This is a genomic window from Roseovarius sp. MBR-79, assembly GCF_053628555.1.
In genome coordinates, this window is sequence record NZ_JBRJGP010000010.1 from 23743 (window position 1) to 42887 (window position 19145).

The 19145-nt window shown below is 64.5% G+C and carries 17 protein-coding genes; 10 read left to right on the plus strand and 7 right to left on the minus strand.

All coding sequences use genetic code 11. The features are described 5' to 3' along the window. Positions 1-46: 46 nt before the first annotated feature. Entirely contained in the window at positions 47-886 is an 840-nt protein-coding gene (locus tag ACSSV8_RS11620; protein ID WP_354537740.1) for a universal stress protein, read from the minus strand. Between the two features lie 201 nt (positions 887-1087). On the opposite strand from ACSSV8_RS11620, the gene ccoN reads away from it, so the two are divergent. The 8 genes from ccoN to ccoS all read left to right on the plus strand — a co-directional run bounded on the left by ccoN (position 1088) and on the right by ccoS (position 8983). Beyond that, positions 1088-2692: a cytochrome-c oxidase, cbb3-type subunit I gene (gene ccoN / locus ACSSV8_RS11625; protein WP_354537741.1), complete on the plus strand. Its 1605-nt coding sequence runs from the start codon at positions 1088-1090 to the stop codon at positions 2690-2692. Positions 2693-2706: 14 nt separating this feature from the next. Then, positions 2707-3432, plus strand: a complete 726-nt coding sequence (gene ccoO / locus ACSSV8_RS11630; protein ID WP_454282543.1) for a cytochrome-c oxidase, cbb3-type subunit II — start codon at positions 2707-2709, stop codon at positions 3430-3432. 12 nt (positions 3433-3444) lie between these two features. After that, complete coding sequence (locus ACSSV8_RS11635) at positions 3445-3639, plus strand: cbb3-type cytochrome c oxidase subunit 3 (RefSeq protein ID WP_454282544.1); 195 nt, start codon at positions 3445-3447, stop codon at positions 3637-3639. Between the two features lie 3 nt (positions 3640-3642). Beyond that, the gene (gene ccoP, locus ACSSV8_RS11640) at positions 3643-4512 is read left to right on the plus strand and encodes a cytochrome-c oxidase, cbb3-type subunit III (protein ID WP_354537744.1); all 870 of its coding nucleotides are present in this window, start codon (positions 3643-3645) and stop codon (positions 4510-4512) included. Positions 4513-4742: 230 nt separating this feature from the next. Further along, positions 4743-6179 (plus strand): cytochrome c oxidase accessory protein CcoG, encoded by a 1437-nt coding sequence (gene ccoG / locus ACSSV8_RS11645; protein ID WP_354537745.1) that lies wholly within the window; start codon positions 4743-4745, stop codon positions 6177-6179. Further along, the gene (locus tag ACSSV8_RS11650) at positions 6179-6634 is read left to right on the plus strand and encodes a FixH family protein (protein ID WP_454282545.1); all 456 of its coding nucleotides are present in this window, start codon (positions 6179-6181) and stop codon (positions 6632-6634) included. The genes ccoG and ACSSV8_RS11650 overlap by 1 nt, the downstream gene beginning before the upstream one ends. 3 nt (positions 6635-6637) lie before the next feature. Continuing rightward, positions 6638-8821 carry a heavy metal translocating P-type ATPase gene (locus ACSSV8_RS11655; protein WP_454282546.1) on the plus strand — a complete coding sequence of 728 codons (2184 nt, stop codon included), beginning with the start codon at positions 6638-6640 and terminating at the stop codon, positions 8819-8821. A gap of 3 nt (positions 8822-8824) precedes the next feature. Further along, positions 8825-8983, plus strand: a complete 159-nt coding sequence (gene ccoS, locus ACSSV8_RS11660) for a cbb3-type cytochrome oxidase assembly protein CcoS (protein ID WP_354537748.1) — start codon at positions 8825-8827, stop codon at positions 8981-8983. A gap of 9 nt (positions 8984-8992) precedes the next feature. On the opposite strand, the gene ACSSV8_RS11665 is transcribed toward ccoS, so the two are convergent. Together ACSSV8_RS11665 and pheS are read right to left on the minus strand one after the other, a co-directional pair. Continuing rightward, a complete protein-coding gene (locus tag ACSSV8_RS11665) occupies positions 8993-9409 on the minus strand; it encodes a BLUF domain-containing protein (RefSeq protein WP_454282547.1) in 417 nt (138 codons plus the stop codon). Positions 9410-9500: 91 nt separating this feature from the next. Continuing rightward, positions 9501-10574, minus strand: coding sequence for a phenylalanine--tRNA ligase subunit alpha (pheS, locus tag ACSSV8_RS11670; protein ID WP_354537750.1), 1074 nt, complete (start codon positions 10572-10574; stop codon positions 9501-9503). Between the two features lie 231 nt (positions 10575-10805). Between pheS and msrA the strand changes: the two genes are divergently transcribed. Beyond that, positions 10806-11474, plus strand: coding sequence for a peptide-methionine (S)-S-oxide reductase MsrA (msrA, locus tag ACSSV8_RS11675; RefSeq protein WP_454282548.1), 669 nt, complete (start codon positions 10806-10808; stop codon positions 11472-11474). Here the strand turns inward: msrA and ACSSV8_RS11680 are convergent. Together ACSSV8_RS11680 and ACSSV8_RS11685 are read right to left on the minus strand one after the other, a co-directional pair. After that, complete coding sequence (locus ACSSV8_RS11680; RefSeq protein ID WP_454282549.1) at positions 11465-12358, minus strand: ribokinase; 894 nt, start codon at positions 12356-12358, stop codon at positions 11465-11467. The two genes, msrA and ACSSV8_RS11680, sit on opposite strands and share 10 nt — an antisense overlap. A 26-nt stretch (positions 12359-12384) precedes the next feature. Next, positions 12385-14640 (minus strand): NADP-dependent malic enzyme, encoded by a 2256-nt coding sequence (locus ACSSV8_RS11685; RefSeq protein WP_354537753.1) that lies wholly within the window; start codon positions 14638-14640, stop codon positions 12385-12387. Between the two features lie 165 nt (positions 14641-14805). On the opposite strand from ACSSV8_RS11685, the gene mutS reads away from it, so the two are divergent. After that, positions 14806-17421 carry a DNA mismatch repair protein MutS gene (mutS, locus tag ACSSV8_RS11690; RefSeq protein WP_454282632.1) on the plus strand — a complete coding sequence of 872 codons (2616 nt, stop codon included), beginning with the start codon at positions 14806-14808 and terminating at the stop codon, positions 17419-17421. A gap of 15 nt (positions 17422-17436) precedes the next feature. On the opposite strand, the gene ACSSV8_RS11695 is transcribed toward mutS, so the two are convergent. After that, positions 17437-17997, minus strand: a complete 561-nt coding sequence (locus tag ACSSV8_RS11695) for a nucleotide exchange factor GrpE (protein ID WP_354537754.1) — start codon at positions 17995-17997, stop codon at positions 17437-17439. Positions 17998-18000: 3 nt separating this feature from the next. Further along, entirely contained in the window at positions 18001-19071 is a 1071-nt protein-coding gene (hrcA, locus tag ACSSV8_RS11700) for a heat-inducible transcriptional repressor HrcA (RefSeq protein WP_454282550.1), read from the minus strand. Positions 19072-19145: the final 74 nt, after the last annotated feature.

Below are 19145 nucleotides of genomic sequence, written 5' to 3' on the forward strand. Positions count from 1 at the left end.
CCGCGCCGGGGCGCAGACCCTGTGCACAAGGCCACGGCCCGCCCGCTCAATGCGCCATGAAGACCGGCACGGTGGCCCGTTCCAGCATGTAGCGTGTCGCGCCGCCAAAGATCGCCTCGCGGAAGCGCGAATGGCCATAGGCCCCCATCACCACCATATCGGCATCCATGTCGGTGACATGGCGCAAGAGCACGTCGGACACGCGCGGCAGCGTCTTGGACAGCACGTCGATTTCCACCTTGACCCCGTGCCGCGCAAGATATTGCGACAGAAGACCGCCAGGATCGGAGCGGTTCGGGCCATGGGTGGGCGGGTCGATCACCACGACATGCACGCTCTCGGCGGCGCAGAGAAGCGGCAGGGCGGCGCGGGTCGCACCAAGCGCTTCGCTGCTCTCGTTCCAGCCGAGCAGGATGCGTTTCGGATGCGGAACGGGCGCGGCCCCGGTCGGGGCAATGAGCACCGGCGTGTGACCTTCGAAGAGGGCCGATTCGGTCACCGGTTCCAGTTCGGCCCCGCGCCCGTCACCATAGGGCTGCGGCAGAATGACCAGATCCGAAAAGCGTGCCCGTGTCGAGACGTGCCGCCCGAGATCGGCCAGTTGGCTTACCCCGGCATCAAGCGACCAGCGAATCGTTGTCGCATCGAGCCGCTTGCGGGCCAGCGCCTCGACCTCCTCGGACTCTTCCTGCGCGCGGGCGATGGTTTCCTGAAGCACGATGGCGCTTGCGCCCGCGTAGTAATAGCCGGTCTGGCTGCGATCCACGCCAAGGCAGAGCACGTCAAGATGCGCGTCATGCGCCTCTGCGGCAGCGATGGCATGGGTCAGGGTTTCTTCGACAAGGGCTGCGTCAGTAAGGACCGTGAAAAGACTGTTATATGTCATGGCGGATATCCCGGTTGGTGTTACGCTGGGACCAGCATAGGAGCGGAGCCTGCGCGCCGCCTTGACCCGGATCAATCCAGACCGTGCAGGGCTTTGACACAGATCAAGGTTTGTTGACTCCGATCCTAGCATTACGGGCACTGTCAAACGCGCCTGCGCGGGTCAGGCCGACTCGGACGGGTGAAGACGAAGGGACGCAACATGACGAATTATATCAAGCTGATCGTGCTTGGGGTGATCACGCTTTTCGCGCTGGTCGCTGCCAATTACGCGCGCGATCTGGCCTATCTGGTCAATGCGCTGACAATCGCGCTGGTGGCTGGCGGGCTGTTTCTGTGGGTGCTCCGGCACACCGACGAGCCGGAGACCAAGGCGGATCTGTCTGGCGAATACATGGATGGCGTGATCCGCGCCGGGGTGGTCGCCACCGCGCTCTGGGGTGTGGTGGGCTTTCTCGCGGGCACGTTCATCGCCTTTCAGCTTGCCTTTCCGGGCCTCAATTTCGAATGGGCGCAGGGATACGCGAATTTCGGGCGGTTGCGTCCCTTGCATACCTCGGCGGTGATCTTCGCCTTTGGCGGCAACGCCCTGATCGCGACCTCGTTCTACGTGGTGCAGCGCACGAGTGCGGCGCGGCTCTGGGGCGGAAATCTGGCGTGGTTCGTGTTCTGGGGTTATCAGCTTGTGATCGTGCTGGCGGCGACGGGCTACTTGCTCGGCGCGACGCAGTCCAAGGAATATGCCGAACCGGAATGGTATGTGGATCTGTGGCTGACGGTTGTCTGGCTGGCCTATCTCGCGGTCTTCGTCGGCACGCTGGTGAAACGCCGCGAGCCGCATATCTATGTCGCCAACTGGTTTTTCCTGTCGTTCATCATCACCGTGGCGATGCTGCATGTGGTCAACAACCTCAGCATCCCGGTCAGCATCTTCGGCTCCAAATCGGTGCAGGTCTTTTCGGGCGTTCAGGACGCGATGACGCAATGGTGGTATGGCCACAACGCCGTCGGCTTCTTCCTGACCGCCGGTTTCCTTGGCATGATGTATTACTTCGTGCCGAAGCAGGCCGAACGTCCGGTTTACAGCTACAAGCTGTCGATCATCCACTTCTGGGCGCTGATCTTCATCTACATCTGGGCCGGTCCTCACCACCTGCATTATACGGCGCTGCCCGACTGGGCCTCGACCCTGGGCATGGTGTTCTCGATCATTCTCTGGATGCCGTCCTGGGGTGGGATGATCAACGGTCTGATGACGCTTTCGGGCGCTTGGGACAAGCTGCGCACCGATCCGGTGATCCGCATGATGGTAATCTCCATCGGGTTCTACGGTATGTCGACCTTCGAGGGGCCGATGATGTCCATTCGCGCGGTCAACTCGCTGTCGCATTACACCGACTGGACCATCGGGCACGTGCATTCCGGTGCGCTTGGCTGGAACGGCATGATCACCTTCGGTGCGCTCTACTTCCTTGTACCGCGCCTGTGGAACCGCGAGCGGCTCTATAGCCTGAGCCTCGTGAGCTGGCACTTCTGGCTCGCCACCATCGGGATCGTGCTCTACGCCGCGTCGATGTGGGTGACGGGGATCATGGAAGGGCTGATGTGGCGCGAGGTGGATGCAAATGGCTTCCTCGTCAACTCCTTCGCCGACACCGTTGGGGCCAAGTTCCCGATGTATGTGGTGCGCGGGCTGGGCGGGGTCATGTTCCTCACCGGGGCGTTGATCATGTGCTACAACCTCTGGATGACTGTGAAACGTTCGCCGGCTGTCGAAGCCACGAACGGCACAGTCCCGGCTGAATAAGGAGGGCCGGAGAGATGGCAATTCTGGACAAACACGCAATCCTTGAGAAGAACGTCACGCTTCTGGCGATCTTCGCCTTCCTCGTGGTCACCATCGGCGGCATCGTGCAGATCGCACCGCTGTTCTGGCTCGAAAACACCATCGAGGACGTGGAAGGGGTGCGCCCCTACGCGCCGCTCGAGCTTGCGGGGCGGGACATATATCTCCGCGAGGGCTGTTACGTCTGTCACAGCCAGATGATCCGCCCGATGCGCGACGAGGTGGAACGCTATGGCCACTACTCACTGGCGGCTGAATCGAAATACGATCACCCGTTCCAGTGGGGGTCCAAGCGGACGGGGCCCGATCTTGCCCGCGTCGGCGGCCGCTATTCGGATGACTGGCACGTCAAGCACCTGCGCGACCCGCAATCCATGGTGCCCGAATCGGTCATGCCGAAATACGGCTTTCTCGAAAACCGTCTGATCGACGGCGCACATATCGCCGACCTGATGAAGACGCATCGTCTGGTGGGCGTGCCCTATAGCGACGAGATGATCGAGAACGCGGTGGCGGATTTCCGGGCGCAATCCAACCCCGAGGCCGATACCGACGGGCTGATGGCGCGCTATCCCAAGGCGCAGGTGCGCAATTTCGACGGGCAGCCGGGCATTTCGGAGACCGATGCGCTGATTGCCTACATGCAGATGCTGGGCACGCTGGTCGATTTCTCGACCTTCACGCCAGTTGCCAGCCGCTGAGGAGGGGGTGCTATGGAAACCTATTCGCTGCTGCGCCAATTCGCCGATAGCTGGATGTTGCTGGTGCTGTTCACCTTTTTCGTCGGTGTGGTGCTCTGGGTGTTCCGCCCGGGCGCCAGCAAGACCTACGAGAACCCGGCGAACATCCCCTTCCGGCACGAAGACAAACCGGCCCCCAAGCGGGATGCCGACGCCAAGGAGGCGTAAGACATGGCCAAGAAGCCGATCGACAAACAGGAACCGGATACCACCGGCCACGAATGGGACGGTATCCAGGAATTCGACAATCCGTTGCCGCGCTGGTGGCTGTGGGTGTTCTACGCCTGCATCGTCTGGGGGATCTGGTATGTGATCGCCTATCCCGCCTGGCCGCTGGTGAACCAGGCAACGGCGGGCTACAAGGGCTGGTCCACCCGCGCCAACGTCGCCGCCGAGATCGCGGCGGCGCGTGAGGCCAATTCGGAGATCAACGCGCGTCTGATCGCGGCCGATCTCAACGATGTTCCCGGCGACCCCGACCTCAACGCCTATGCTGTCGCAGCAGGCGGCGCGGTCTTCCGCACCTATTGCGCCCAGTGCCACGGTGCCGGGGCGGCGGGCGTGCAGGCGGGAGGCTATCCCAGCCTTCTGGACAATGACTGGCTCTGGGGCGGAACGCTCGAGGATATCCACCTGACCATCGCCCACGGGATCCGCAACGAGACGGACCCGGATGCGCGCTGGTCGCAGATGCCGGCCTTTGGCGACTTGCTGGAAAGCGCCGAGATCGGCCAGGTGGTGAATTACGTCATGTCACTCTCGGGCGAGCCGCAGGATGCCCAGGCCGCCGCAGCGGGCGAGACGATCTTTCTCGACAATTGCGCCGCCTGTCACGGCGAGGCGGGTGAGGGCGACATCACCCAGGGCGCGCCCAATCTGGCCGATGCGATCTGGCTCTATGGCGGGGATTACGACACGCTCCGCGAGACGGTCACCTATTCGCGCTTCGGCATCATGCCCGCAATGGGCGGGGCCGATCTGAGCGAGGCGCAGCTGCGCGCCGTCGCGGTCTATGTCCACCAGCTTGGCGGCGGCGAGTAGCCCCGCCTCTGACCCCCCCGGCCCCGCCTTCGGGTGGGACCGGGGCAAGGCACCGGTCCTTCCGTCCTGTTCGCGCGTTTCCAGGAAGGGCCGGTGTCGTTATCCCCCGCGCGGCAACGCGCCACGCTTCCCCCGCGCAGAAATTCCCACAAGATTGACGCAGGTCAAAGCAATGGCCGAAGTCGTCTGCGAAAAGACGAACCTGAAACCGATCTTATCGGAGTGATCCAGTGTCCGAGACGCAACCCAATGCCCCGCAATCCCTTTATGCCGCGCAGGAGCCGATCTTTCCGCGCCGCGTCTCGGGGCCGTTCCGCAACCTGAAATGGGTGATCATGGCGATCACGCTGGGCATCTACTACATCACCCCCTGGATTCGCTGGGACCGGGGCGAGAGCCTGCCGGATCAGGCGGTGCTGCTTGACCTGGCAAGCCGTCGATTCTTTTTCTTCTGGATCGAGATCTGGCCGCACGAATTCTATTTCGTGGCCGGTCTGCTGGTGATGGCGGGCCTGGGGCTGTTTCTCTTCACGTCGGCACTGGGCCGGGTCTGGTGCGGCTATGCCTGCCCTCAGACCGTCTGGACGGATCTGTTCATCCTTGTCGAGCGGTGGATCGAGGGCGACCGCAACGCACGCTTGCGGCTTCATCGCCAGAAGAAATGGGATTTTCGCAAGTTTCGGCTCAGGATCACCAAGTGGATCACGTGGCTTCTGATCGCCGTGGCCACGGGCGGGGCCTGGGTGTTCTACTTTACCGATGCGCCGACGCTCATGCGCGATCTCTTCGCGCTCAACGCGCATCCTGTCGCCTATACCACCATCGCCGTTCTGACCGGCACGACCTTCTTTTTTGGCGGCTTCGCGCGCGAGCAGATCTGCATCTATGCCTGTCCCTGGCCGCGCATTCAGGCAGCGATGCTGGACGAGGACAGCCTCACCGTCGGCTACCGGAGCTGGCGGGGCGAGCCGCGCAAGAACTCCGACGAGGTGCGCGCCGGGGCAGAGATGGGCGACTGCATCGACTGCATGGCCTGCGTCAATGTCTGCCCCATGGGCATCGACATTCGGGATGGGCAGCAGATGGAGTGCATCACCTGTGCGCTGTGCATCGACGCCTGCGACGATATCATGGCAAAGATCGGCAAACCGCGCGGCCTGATCGACTACATGGCGCTGACCGACGAGCTGCGCGAACGCGAGGGCAAGGCGCCCAAACCCGTCTGGCAGCATATCCTGCGCCCGCGCACGATCCTTTATACCGTGCTCTGGTCGGCGGTCGGCATCGGCCTGATCTTTGCGCTCTTCATCCGGTCGGATATCGACCTGACGGTGGCGGCAGTGCGCAACCCGCTTTACGTGACGCTTTCGGACGGCACGATCCGCAACACCTACGAGGTGCGTATCCGCAACATGCAGCACGAGGAGCGCGAATTCGTTCTGAGCGTCAAGGGCGATCCGGCGATCACCCTGTCGCTGGAAGGGGTGGAGGGCAATGTGGTCAGCGTTCCCGCCGACGAGATGCGCCTGCAACGGCTGTATCTTGCCGCGCCGCCGGGATCGGCCCCGGCGCGCGATGCACGCAGCGAGGTGCGCATCTGGCTCGAGGATGGCGAGAGCGGCACACGCGCCTCACGCGACACGGTGTTCAACGGAAAGGGAGAGTGATGGCAGAGCGGCAATTGACCGGGCGGCATGTTTTCCTGATCTTCGCGGGCGCATTCGGGACGATCATCGCGGTGAACCTTGTTCTTGCGTATTCGGCGGTCAGCACCTTTCCGGGGCTCGAGGTGAAAAATTCCTACGTCGCCAGCCAGGAGTTCAACGAGCGCAAGGCGGCGCAGGAGGCGCTTGGCTGGGAGGTCCGCGCGACCCATGGCGGCGGCGTGCTGCGACTGACAATCACCGATGCCGAGGGGCAGCCGGTGCGCGTGGCGTCCCTTGACGCAACGGTGGGCCGTGCCACCCATGTGGCCGAGGATCAGCGGCCCGAGTTCCACTTTGACGGGCGCGGCTATGTCGCCCCGGTCACGCTTGCCCCCGGCAACTGGAATATCCGCATGGTGGCCGAGGCGCCGGACGGCACCGAGTTTCAACAGCGCGTCGTTCTGGTGACGGAATAGACCATGACAGCTACGCTGCGCCCCACCCCGTCGGCATGCCCCGCCTGCGCCGCAGCCCCCGCAGCCGAGGCGCTGGCGGCGCGCGCTCTGCCCGATGCGCGGATTGCCCTGTCGCTGCCGACGATCCATTGCGGGGCCTGCATCTCGAAGATCGAGAGCGCGCTTGATGCGCATCCGCAGGTGCGTTCGGCGCGCGTCAACCTGACGCTCAAGCGCGCCAGCATCGACGCCGCGCCCGAGGTGACCGCCGAGGAGATGCGCGCGCTGGTCGAGGGGCTGGGCTATGAGGCGCATGAGCTCGATGCGGGCACGTTGAGCGCCACGGCAACCGACCGCGCGGGCCGCGAGCTTCTGATGCGGCTGGCAGTGGCGGGGTTTGCCGCCATGAATGTCATGCTCTTGTCGGTCTCGGTCTGGTCCGGGGCCGAGGCCGCGACGCGCGACCTCTTCCACTGGATTTCCGCCGCCATCGCGCTCCCGGCGATCGCCTTTTCCGGTGTGCCGTTCTTTCGCAACGCCTGGTCCGCGCTGCGGCACGGTCGGCTCAACATGGATGTGCCGATCACGCTGGCGATCCTGCTGGCGGTGGTCACCTCGCTTTGGGAAACCTCGCTTTCCGGCGAACACGCCTATTTCGATGCGGCTATCGCGCTTACGTTTTTCCTGCTCGCGGGGCGCTATCTCGATCACCGCACCCGCGCCATTGCCCGCTCCGCCGCCGAGGAACTGACCGCGCTCGAGGTGCCGCGGGCGACACGGCTGAGGGACGGTGTGGAAGAGGTGGTGGGAATCGCGGACCTCGCCGTGGGCGATCTGATCCTCGTGCGCCCGGGCGGTCGGATGCCGGTGGACGGCGAGATCGTCAGCGGCACGTCCGAGCTTGACCGCTCTCTCCTGACCGGCGAGACGCTGCCAGTTTTTGCGGGTGAGGGACAGGCGGTGAGCGCGGGCGAGGTGAACCTCACCGGGCCGCTCACCATCCGCGCCACGGCGGTGGGGGCCGAGACCTCGCTCCATCGCATGGCCGATCTGGTGGCCATCGCGGAATCGGGGCGCTCGCGCTATACCTCGCTCGCCGACAAGGCCGCCAAGCTCTATGCGCCGGGGGTGCATATCCTCTCGGCGCTGGCCTTCGCGGGCTGGTATCTGGCGACATGGGATCTGCGCACCGCGCTCAACATCGCCGCCGCCGTGCTGATCATCACCTGCCCCTGTGCGCTTGGCCTTGCCGTGCCTGCCGTCACGACGGCGGCCTCGGGGCGGCTCTTTCGGCGCGGGATGCTGATCAAGCACGAAACCGCGCTGGAACGGCTGGCGCAGGTGGATACGGTGGTATTCGACAAGACCGGCACCCTCACCACCGGCACGCCGCGCCTGACCAATGGCGCGTCACTGCCGCGCGACGCCTTGGAACTGGCGCTTGCACTGTCGCAGGCATCGGCGCATCCGTTGGCGCAGGCGATCACCCGCGCGGCGCGCGACGCAGGGCTTGCGGCGGCGCACGTCACCGATATCACCGAGGTGCCGGGATACGGCACCAAAGGCATGATCGACGGGCAAGAGGTCCGCCTTGGCCGGGCAAGCTGGGTGGGCGCGACGCCCTGCGCCGAGACCGCGACCTATCTCAAGCTGGGCAAGGCCGCGCCGGTGGCCTTTACCTTTGCCGATGCCCTGCGCCCCGGCGCGGAGGAGGCCGTGACAACGCTGGTGAAACAGGGCAAGCGCGTCATCCTCATGTCGGGCGACACCACGCCCGCGGTCAAGGCGCTGGCCGAACGGCTGGGAATCGCCGAGTGGCTGGCCGAGGCGCTGCCCGCCGACAAGGCCGCGCGCGTGGCCACCCTGACGGACAAGGGCGCGCATGTGCTGATGGTGGGTGACGGCCTCAACGATACCGCCGCATTGGCCGCCGCCCATGTCTCGATCTCGCCAGCCTCGGCGCTCGATGCCGCGCGGGTGGCGTCGGATATCGTGCTTCTGGGAAATGATCTCACGCCCATCGGTGCGGCCTGCGAAACCGCCAAATCCGCCACCCGGCGCATCCGCGAAAATTTCCGCATCGCCACGGTCTACAACATCGTTGCCGTGCCGCTGGCGGTGGCGGGTCTCTGCTCGCCGCTGATCGCCGCCTTGGCGATGTCGCTCAGTTCGATTACGGTATCCCTCAATGCCCTGCGACTGAGGTAGCCGATGAACATTCTCGCCTATCTGATCCCGATTTCCCTGATCCTCGGGGGCGTGGGCCTTGTGGCCTTTGTCTACACGGTGCGCTCGAACCAGTATGACGATCCCGAGGGCGACGCGCGGCGCATCCTGTCGAATGACTGGGATGACCGGCCAAAGCCCTGAGCGGGTGCCTCACGCCCCGCGCGGCGGCACCACACCCTGATCCGCGAGGCGCTGAAAGAACCCGAGCACCTCGGCCTGATCGGCCCGCTCGATAGCCCCGTCATTGACCGCCTCGATGCTCCAGACCCAGCTTTGCGCCGGATCGTCGCGCATCGCCCATCCGGGAAACATGCGCGCCTCGATGGCCCGCTCCACCAACCGCGTCACCTCGACATGCCGGTCGTCGCGGCGGATCCGCTGATAGGCCGCCGCAACCTTGTCACGCGGCCCTTCCAGAAGTTGCAGGAAAAGATCATGCCGCACGATCAGCGCCCCGGTGATGTCGTCGCGCGCATTGGCGCGGCGGGCATCCATCAGGATCGCCGAGAGCGTGGCCGCATCGAACCCGAAGGGCCGCGAGGCATAGACAAGCTGGATCAACGGCATGGCATGGCTCCTTTGGCGTCACCCTAGCCGGTCCGTCGGCCCGCGTCGATGGTCCGCAGGAAGGGTAGCGCGCACCCTTCGGATGCCGGGTTTACCTGCTCAACCCACCATGCAACGTCGGAACGTCCAGCGCCGCAAAGCCGTAATGCCGCAGCCAGCGCAGGTCCGAATCGAAAAACGCCCGCAGATCGGGGATGCCGTATTTCAGCATCGCGATGCGGTCGATCCCCATGCCGAAGGCAAAGCCCTGCCACTCATTGGGATTGATATTTCCCGCTTCCAGAACCTTGGGATGCACCATGCCGCTCCCGAGAATTTCCAGCCAGTCGTCGCCCTCGCCCACCTTGAGCGTGCCGCCTTCCCAGGAACACCGGATATCCACCTCTGCCGAGGGTTCGGTGAACGGGAAATGCGAGGCGCGAAAACGCAGGTCGACGGCGTCCACCTCGAAGAACGCCTTCACGAACTCCTCCAGAACCCATTTCAGGTTGGCCATGGAAATATCGCGGTCAATCGCCAGCCCCTCGACCTGATGGAACATCGGCGTATGCGTCTGGTCGTAATCCGCGCGATAGACGCGCCCCGGCGCGATCACCCGGATCGGCGCGCCCTCGGCCTGCATGGTGCGGATCTGCACCGGGCTCGTGTGGGTGCGCAGCACATGTGGCGGGCGGTCGTCGCCGTCGGCGCGATGCGTGTAAAACGTGTCCATCTCGGCGCGCGCCGGATGGTGGCCGGGAATGTTCAGCGCGTCGAAATTATACCAGTCACTTTCGATCTGCGGGCCTTCGGCCACGGCAAAACCCATATCGGCAAAGATCGCCGTGACCTCTTCGGTCACCTGAGACACCGGATGGATCGTGCCCTGCCTGCGCGGCCGCGCGGGCAGCGTCACATCGAGCCATTCGCCCCGCAGCCGCTCATCCAGCCCCGCATCGGCCAAGGCCTGCTTTTTCGCCGCCAGCGCCGAGTTGATCTCGTCCTTGAGGGCGTTGAGGCGCGGTCCCGCCTCCTGCCGTTCCTCCGGTGTCATCCGGCCCAGTTCCCGCATGGCAAGGCTGATCTCGCCCTTCTTGCCAAGCGCCTGCACGCGCAGCGCCTCAAGCGTGGCCTCGTCACCCGCCCCGGCAATCGCTTTCAGATAGGTCTCGCGCAGATCGCTCATGTCCGTCACCCCGTTCTGTCATGGGCGAGTTACCGCGCATGGCGCGCCTGCGCAAGCGCGCGGACATGGTCTCCCCGGCAGGATGCGCGCCTGAAGGCAGGTTTTGCACGCTGAGCGCACGGCGCGGGGCCAAGGTTGAAACCGCGCTCAACAGGGCGTGAAGTCACGGATTTGTCGCTTGGGTGTGAGAGGCTCTCGCCGCATGCTGATCCTGACAAGGAGGGTTAGGCCATGGTCATCAGACTTCGGGACATAAAAGCAGCGATGCTGGCGCTTTTGATCGCGGCCGCGCTCTGCCTTCAGGGCAGAGCCGCCGAGGCGGCGGAGCGCGCGACCCTGGTGGTCGCGGGGGGGTGTTTCTGGTGCGTCGAGGCCGATTTCGAAAAGGTGCGCGGCGTCATCGAGGCCGAATCGGGGTTCACCGGTGGCACGGCAACCAATCCAACCTACAAGCAGGTGACACGCGGCGGCACCGGGCATCTCGAGGCGGTGCGGATCACCTTCGATCCGGGCACGGTCACACGCGAGGCTCTTCTGGACATGTTCCTGCGGTCGGTCGATCCGACCGACGCAGGTGGCCAATTCTGTGATCGAGGAGAGAGCTACAGAACGGCCATATTCGTCTCTGATCAACCGGAAAAGACACTCGCCGAGGCGGCCATCACGAAGGCGGCGCAGGATCTTGGCAAGGGCATCGTCACGCCGGTCCTGCCTCTCGGTGCTTTCTGGCCCGCTGACTCCTATCATCAGGATTACTACAAAAGTCGCGATATCGTGCTGACGCGCTTCGGGCCGCGCCCAAAGGCGACCGCCTACAAACTCTACCGCGAAGCGTGCGGACGCGATGCGCGAGTGAAGGCGCTTTGGGGCAAGGCTGCGCCTTTTGCCGGTCACTCTTGAGCGAGAAAGGCCAGAACCTCGGGCAAGGCCGGGATCGCCTCTGATGCGCCATCGCGCGTGACCTGAAGCGCGGCGGCGGCACTGGCGAGGCGGAGCGCGGTATCGACCGAACTGCCCGTGGCGAGCATGGCCACCACGTATCCCGAGAAACAGTCCCCGGCACCCGTTGTATCCCGAACAGGGACGGCGTGCGCCGGAACAGAGACCGTTTCGCCGCTTTTCCGGTCAGACCAGACCGCGCCTTCGGCCCCTTTTGTCACCAGAACATACGGGGCCTCCACCGGTCCGAGCGCGGCCTCCAGCTGCGCCGCCTCGACGGCATTGAGGATAAGCAACGTGACATACGGCAAAACGCCTCTCACGGCCTCGACCTCGAACGGCGCGGCAGAATAAACGACCTGCGCGCCCGCATCCCGCGCCAGGCGGGCGGCTTCTGCCGAAAGGTTGGTTTCGTTCTGCAAGAGCAGCCAATCGCCCGGCACCAGTCCCGAAAGCGCCGCCGCGACCGTTGGCAGATCCAGCGCACGATTGCTGCCGGGGTGAAGCACGATGGCATTCTCTCCCGCATCATCGACCATCACGAGCGCATGTCCCGAAGATCCGTCCATCCGGACGACATTGCTTACATCGACCCCGCAATCGGCCAGCGCCGCCAGCATCCACGCGCCGTCCCGGCCAACAGCACCCAGATGGCGCACCTCGGCCCCGGCGCGGGCGGCCGCGATGGACTGGTTCGCGCCCTTCCCGCCCAGCATCCGCCAATAGCCGGTGGCAGGCAAGGTCTCGCCCGGTGTGGGCAGCCGAGGCAGGCGATAGATATGGTCCGCGTTGATCGACCCCAGGCACCAGACGCGCCCCGGCTTCACTGTTCCGGAAATACTCATCTTCGACGCCGCCGGGGATGCATCGGTCAGCCGACCTTGCAGGCGGCGAGGATCGCCATGTTGAGGATATCGCTGGCGGTGAAGTTCGACGAACAGATCTGGATCGAGGCATCAACCCCGGTCAGGATCGGGCCTATGACGGTCGCGCCTGCCATCTCCTGCATCAGCTTGACCGAGATCGAGGCGGAATGGCGGGCGGGCACGACAAGGATATTGGCGGGACCCGAGAGGCGCTGGAACGGATAACCGGCCTGCGCAGCGGGGTTGAGGGCCACATCTACGGTCATGTCGCCCTCGAACTCGAAATCGACGCCGCGCCGTTCCAGAACCTTTGGCGCACGGTGCATTTTCTCGGCCCGCTCGGATTTGGGATAGCCGAATGTCGAGAAGCTGACAAAGGCGACACGCGGCTCCAACCCCAGATGGCGCGCCACATCCGCGCCGCGCATCGCGATGGTGGCCAGATCCTCCTCGTCGGGCCACTCATGGACCAGCGTGTCGGCGATCAACACGATCCGCCCCTTGTGCAAGACCGCCGTGACACCGGCCGCGCCATGCTCGGCATCGGCATCGAAAACGTGGTTGATGAGGTTGAGCACATGGGCGGATTTTCGGGTGGCCCCGGTCACCAGCCCGTCGCCGTGGCCGTGCGCCAGCATGAGCGCGGCAAACACATGCCGGTCACGCGCGGCGAGGCGATGGATGTCATGGCGGTCAAATCCCTTGCGTTGCAACCGGGCGTAAAGAAACGCCTTGTAGTCCTCGAGCCGGTCGGTCTTGGCGGCGTTGACCACCTCCAGCTCGCGCACGGCATCGCCCATGCCTGCGGCGTCAAGCTTCGCCTTCACATCCTCGTCGCGCCCGACGACAAGGGCCTTGCCCAGCCCGGAGCGCTGATATTGCACGGCCGCGCGCAGCACACGCACATCATCGCCCTCGGCAAAGATCATCCGCGCCTGAGCGCGTCGGGCGCGGGCATTGATGCCGCGCAGGATGCTCGCCGTCGGATCCATGCGCGACTTGAGCGACTGCTCGTAGCTCTCCATGTCGACGATGGGACGGCGGGCGGCCCCCGTCGCCATGCCCGCGCGCGCCACGGCAGGCGGAATGGTATGGATGAGGCGCGGATCAAAGGGCGTGGGGATGATGTAGTCGCGGCCAAAGCTCAGTTTGCGGCCATAGGCCATTGCCACTTCGTCAGGCACGTCCTCGCGCGCGAGCCGCGCCAGCGCCTCGGCACAGGCGATCTTCATCTCGTCGTTGATCGCGCGCGCATGCACATCGAGCGCGCCGCGAAAAAGGTAGGGAAACCCCAGCACGTTGTTGACCTGATTGGGATAATCCGAGCGCCCGGTGGCCACGATCGCATCGGGCCGCACGGCGTGGGCCTCTTCGGGGGTGATCTCGGGATCGGGGTTTGCCATGGCGAAGATGACCGGGTTATCGGCCATGGAGGCGACCATCTCGGGCGTCACAGCCCCCTTGACGGAAACGCCGAGGAACACGTCCGCCCCCTTCATCGCCTCTTCCAGCCTGCGCAGGTCTGTGGCGGCGGCATGAGCGGATTTCCACTGGTTCATGCCCTCGGTGCGGCCTTGGTAAATCACGCCCTTGGTGTCGCACATCAGGCAATTGTCATGCCGCGCGCCCATGGATTTCAGCAACTCCAGACAGGCGATCCCCGCCGCCCCCGCGCCGTTGAGCACGATGCGCACCTCCTCGATCTTCTTGCCCGAGAGGTGCAGCGCATTGATGAGGCCCGCCGCGCAGATCACCGCCGTGCCGTGCTGATCATCGTGGAACACGGGAATATCCATCACCTCCTTGAGCCGCTGCTCGATGATGAAACATTCCGGTGCCTTGATATCCTCAAGATTGATGCCGCCAAAGGTTGGCCCCATGAGGCGCACGGCGTTGATGAATTCATCCGAGTCCTCGGTATCAAGCTCGATGTCGATGGAATTCACATCCGCGAACCGCTTGAAGAGAACCGCCTTGCCCTCCATCACCGGTTTACTGCCCAGCGCACCAAGATTGCCAAGGCCAAGAACGGCGGTGCCGTTGGAGATGACCGCGACAAGATTGCCCTTGTTGGTATAGTCATAGGCCAGCTCCGGGTTGGCCGCGATCTCCTCGCAGGGGACCGCCACACCGGGGGAATAGGCAAGACTGAGGTCGCGCTGCGTGTTCATCGGAACAGTGGCCTGGATCTCGAACTTGCCGGGCATCGGCTCGAGATGAAAGGCAAGCGCCTCTTCGCGGGTGTATTTGGGGTTTGTCATGGGGCGGTCTTTCACAAACAGGGGCTGAACCTGCATAGCGACGGACGCGCCCCGCCTCAACCGAAAGGCGTGAGGGGGCTTTCGCCGGAACGGAGCGGTGCGTAAGGTCCGCGCCAGAAAAATGGGGGAGCAACATTGAGCGAGACCGGACCGACCATCACGCCGATGATGGCGCAATATCTGGAGATCAAGGCAGACTATCCCGATGCGCTCCTGTTCTACCGGATGGGCGATTTCTACGAGTTGTTCTTCGCGGACGCGGTGGCGGCGGCCGAGGCGCTCGATATCGCGCTGACAAAGCGGGGCAAGCATCTCGGCGATGATATCGCCATGTGCGGGGTGCCCGTTCATGCCGCCGAAGGCTATCTTCTGACGCTGATCCGCAAAGGGTTCCGCGTCGCCGTCTGCGAACAGATGGAAGACCCGGCAGAGGCAAAGAAGCGCGGCTCGAAATCCGTGGTGCGGCGCGAGGTTGTCCGCCTCGTGACACCGGGAACCCTGACCGAGGAAAGCCTGCTTGACGCACGGCGGCACAACTATCTGGCAGGGTTTGGGCAGGTGCGGGGCGAGGGTGCTCTGGCCTGGGTGGACATTTCCACGGGGGCCTTTCACGTCATGGCGCTTTCCCCTGCCCGGCTGGGACCGGAGCTGGCGCGCCTGATGCCACGCGAGGTGGTGGTATCCGAGGCAGATGAGGCTGGTTTGGCCGATACAGTCACTGAAATCGGGGCGTCGATCACCGCGCTTGGCGCAGCGGCCTTTGACAGCACGGGCGCCGAGCAGCGGCTTTGCGCGCTCTTCCGGGTCAGCACGCTTGAGGCCTTTGGCGCCTTCACCCGCCCCGAACTGGCCGCGATGGGAGCCATCGTTGAATGGCTCACGATCACGCAGAAGGGCAAGCTGCCGCTCTTGCAGGCACCGGTGCGCGAGCAGGCAAGTCGTGTGATGCAGATCGACGCGGCGACGCGGCGCAATCTGGAACTGACCCACGCGCTTGACGGGCGGCGCGCGGGCTCGCTTCTGGCAACCATCGACCGGACGATGACAGCGGGAGGCGGGCGCCTTCTGGAGCGACGGCTTTCGAGCCCGAGCCTTGTGCTCGAGGTGGTGCAGACGCGGCTCGCAGCCGTTGATTTTGCGGCGGAACAGTCTCGATTACGGAGCGACCTGCGCGAGCGGTTGCGGCGCGTGCCGGACCTTGATCGTGCGCTGTCGCGGCTGGCTCTGGATCGGGGCGGGCCGCGTGACCTGGCAGCGCTCCGCAGCGGGCTTCGACAGGCGTCCGAGATTGCGGCACGGATGGAGGGTCTGGACCTTCCGGACCTTTTGCGCGATGCGGCAGAGGGGTTGCGCGGGCATGACCCCCTCTGCGATCTGCTCGATCGGGCGCTGGTGGCGGAGCCGCCGCTTCTGGTGCGGGATGGCGGCTTTATCGCGCCCGGCTTTGACGCCGATCTCGACGAGGCGCGGCAATTGCGCGACGAGGGGCGCGGCGTCATCGCGGCGATGCAGGGCGAATATATCGAGGAAACCGGAATCGCCTCGCTCAAGATCAAGCACAACAACGTGCTGGGTTACTTCATCGAAGTCACCGCGACCCACGCCGAGCGGATGCTCGCGCCGCCGCTGAGCGAGAGCTTCAGGCATCGGCAGACCACGGCCAATCAGCTTCGCTTCACCACGCCGCGCCTGACCGAGATGGAAAGCCGGATCCTCAACGCAGGCGGGCGGGCGATCGAGATTGAAAAGCGGCTCTATGACGGCCTGAAAGCGGCTGTTCTGGATAAATCGGCAGAGATTTCACAGGCGGCGCGCGGGCTGGCCGAGGTCGACCTTGTAACAGCGCTTGCCGATCTGTCGGTGGCCGAAAACTGGTGCGCGCCGAAAGTGGACGAAAGCCGCGCGCTGAGGATCGAGGGCGGACGCCATCCGGTCGTGGAACGCAGCCTGCGCGCGCAAGGGGGCGCGCCTTTCATCGCCAATGACTGCGATCTTGGCAATGAGAGCGATATCTGGCTTCTGACCGGGCCGAACATGGCCGGCAAGTCCACCTTTCTGCGCCAGAACGCGCTGATTGCGCTTCTGGCCCAGATGGGAAGCCATGTGCCCGCGCTGTCAGCCCATATCGGCCTGGTCAGCCAGCTTTTCAGCCGTGTCGGGGCCTCGGACGACCTTGCGCGCGGACGCTCGACCTTCATGGTGGAAATGGTCGAGACGGCGGCGATCCTCAATCAGGCGGATGCGCGCGCGCTGGTCATCCTTGACGAAATCGGGCGCGGCACGGCGACCTATGACGGCCTTTCAATCGCGTGGGCGACACTGGAGCATCTCCATGACGTGAACGGCTGCCGCGCGCTTTTTGCCACCCATTACCACGAGCTGACAGGGCTGAGCGACCGGCTGGACCGTGTGGCCAATGCCACGGTGAGCGTCAAGGAGCATGGTGGCGAGGTGATCTTTCTGCACGAGGTCCGGCGCGGCGCGGCGGATCGCAGCTATGGCGTTCAGGTGGCGCGGCTGGCGGGGTTGCCCGAAGCGGTGGTTGCCCGCGCCCGCGTGGTGCTCGAAGCGCTCGAGAAGGGCGAACGTGAGGGGGGCGCCGCGCGCAAGGCGCTGATCGACGACCTGCCGCTCTTTACCGCGGCAGCCCCTCCGCCCGTCACGCGCCCCGAATCGGGGATTGAACAGCGGCTGGCGGAGGTGATGCCCGACACGCTCAGCCCGCGCGCGGCACTCGACCTCATCTACGAATTGAAGGCGATGCTGGACGGGGCCCGATAGCCCCGCCTGGTCGCCCTATCCACGATTGGACGACACGCCCACCTGCGCAGGCCGCAGGATTCGGTCATGCAGCATGAAGCCTTGCGCCGAAACCTGGATGATCTCACCCGCAGAGGTGCCCGGAACAGGGGCCTCGAACATCGCCTCATGATGGCGCGGATCGAAACGGTCGCCCGGCTGCGGGTCGATCACGGTGATGCCGTGCTTGGAAAAAACGTTCCCGAGCTCGCGCAGCGTCAATTCGATCCCCTCGACCAACGCGGCAGACGCCGCGCGTTGGTCGTCGGTGATGGTTTCAAGCGCGCGCTTGAGGCTGTCATGAACAGGCAGCATGTCGCGGGCAAGCCGTGACCCGCCATATTGCTCTGCCTCGCGGCGATCCTTTTCCGAACGCTTGCGCGCATTCTCCGCATCGGCAAGAGCGCGCATGAAACGATCCTGAAATGCGTCGCGCTCGGCGCGCAGCGCCTCCACCTCGGACATCCCATCGCCTGCATCGGCCTCGCCAAGCGCCTGCTCCTCGGCGGCAGCCTCCTCGATATCGTCAAGAAAGCTGTCTTCTTTCGGTTCTGCCATCTTTCACCTCTCACTCCGGTCGGAGATCAGCCTGCCCACAAGCTGCGCCGTGTAATCCACAATCGGCACGATGCGCCCATAGTTGAGGCGCGTGGGGCCGATTACGCCCACCGCGCCAATGATCTTACGGTCTGCGTTCATATATGGAGAGACCACCAAAGAGGAACCCGAAAGTGAGAAAAGTTTGTTCTCCGAGCCAATAAAAATGCGCACACCGTCACCCTCATCGGCGCGCTCGAGAAATTCGGCAATGTCGCGCTTGCGCTCAAGGTCGTCGAAGAGGATGCGTATGCGCTCAAGGTCGGCCTCGTCCACGCCACTATCGAGAAGGTTCGCGCGGCCCCGCACGATCAACCGCTCGTGCCGGTCGCCCTCGTCCTGCCAGACGGCAAGCCCGCTTTCGACAAGGGCATGGGCAAGCTGGTCGATCTCCTGACGGCGCGCGGCGATCTCCTGTGCAATACGGAGCTGCATGTCTGATAGGGTCCGCCCCTCGACCAGAGAATTCAGAAAATTCGCCGCCTCACGCATGGAACTGGGGGTCTGGCCCGGAGGCGGGGTAAAAATCCGGTTCTCGACATGGCCATCGGCGAAGACCAGAACCACAAGCGCGCGATCATGGCCCAGGCTCACGAATTCGATATGTTTGATCGGTGCCTCATGCTTGGGCGCAAGAACAAGCGAGGCGCTCTGGGTCACGCCCGACAGGGCGGACCCGATGCGATCGAGCAAGCCGGTCACATCGCTGGAATTGCTGGCAACGGTCGCATCTATAAGCGCCCGGTCGGTATCCTCGAGACCGCCCACCTCGAGCAGACCATCGACAAACATCCTGAGGCCGTTCTGCGTCGGCACCCGCCCGGCACTGACATGCGGGCTACCGAGCAGGCCGAGATATTCGAGATCCTGCATCACGTTGCGAATCGTCGCGGCACTGATGTTTTCGCTGAAGTCTCGGGTGAGCGTGCGCGACCCGACCGGTCCGCCGGTGGCGAGATATCCCTCGACCACGCGGCGAAACACCTCGCGCGAGCGGTCGTTGAGCTGATCTAGAATCGTGCTGGCGTCAGACATTCACACGGGCCTCTTGGTCAATCGAGCATTAAGGACGCCTTTGGCCAAAGGTCAATCGGGCTTGCCATCGGGGC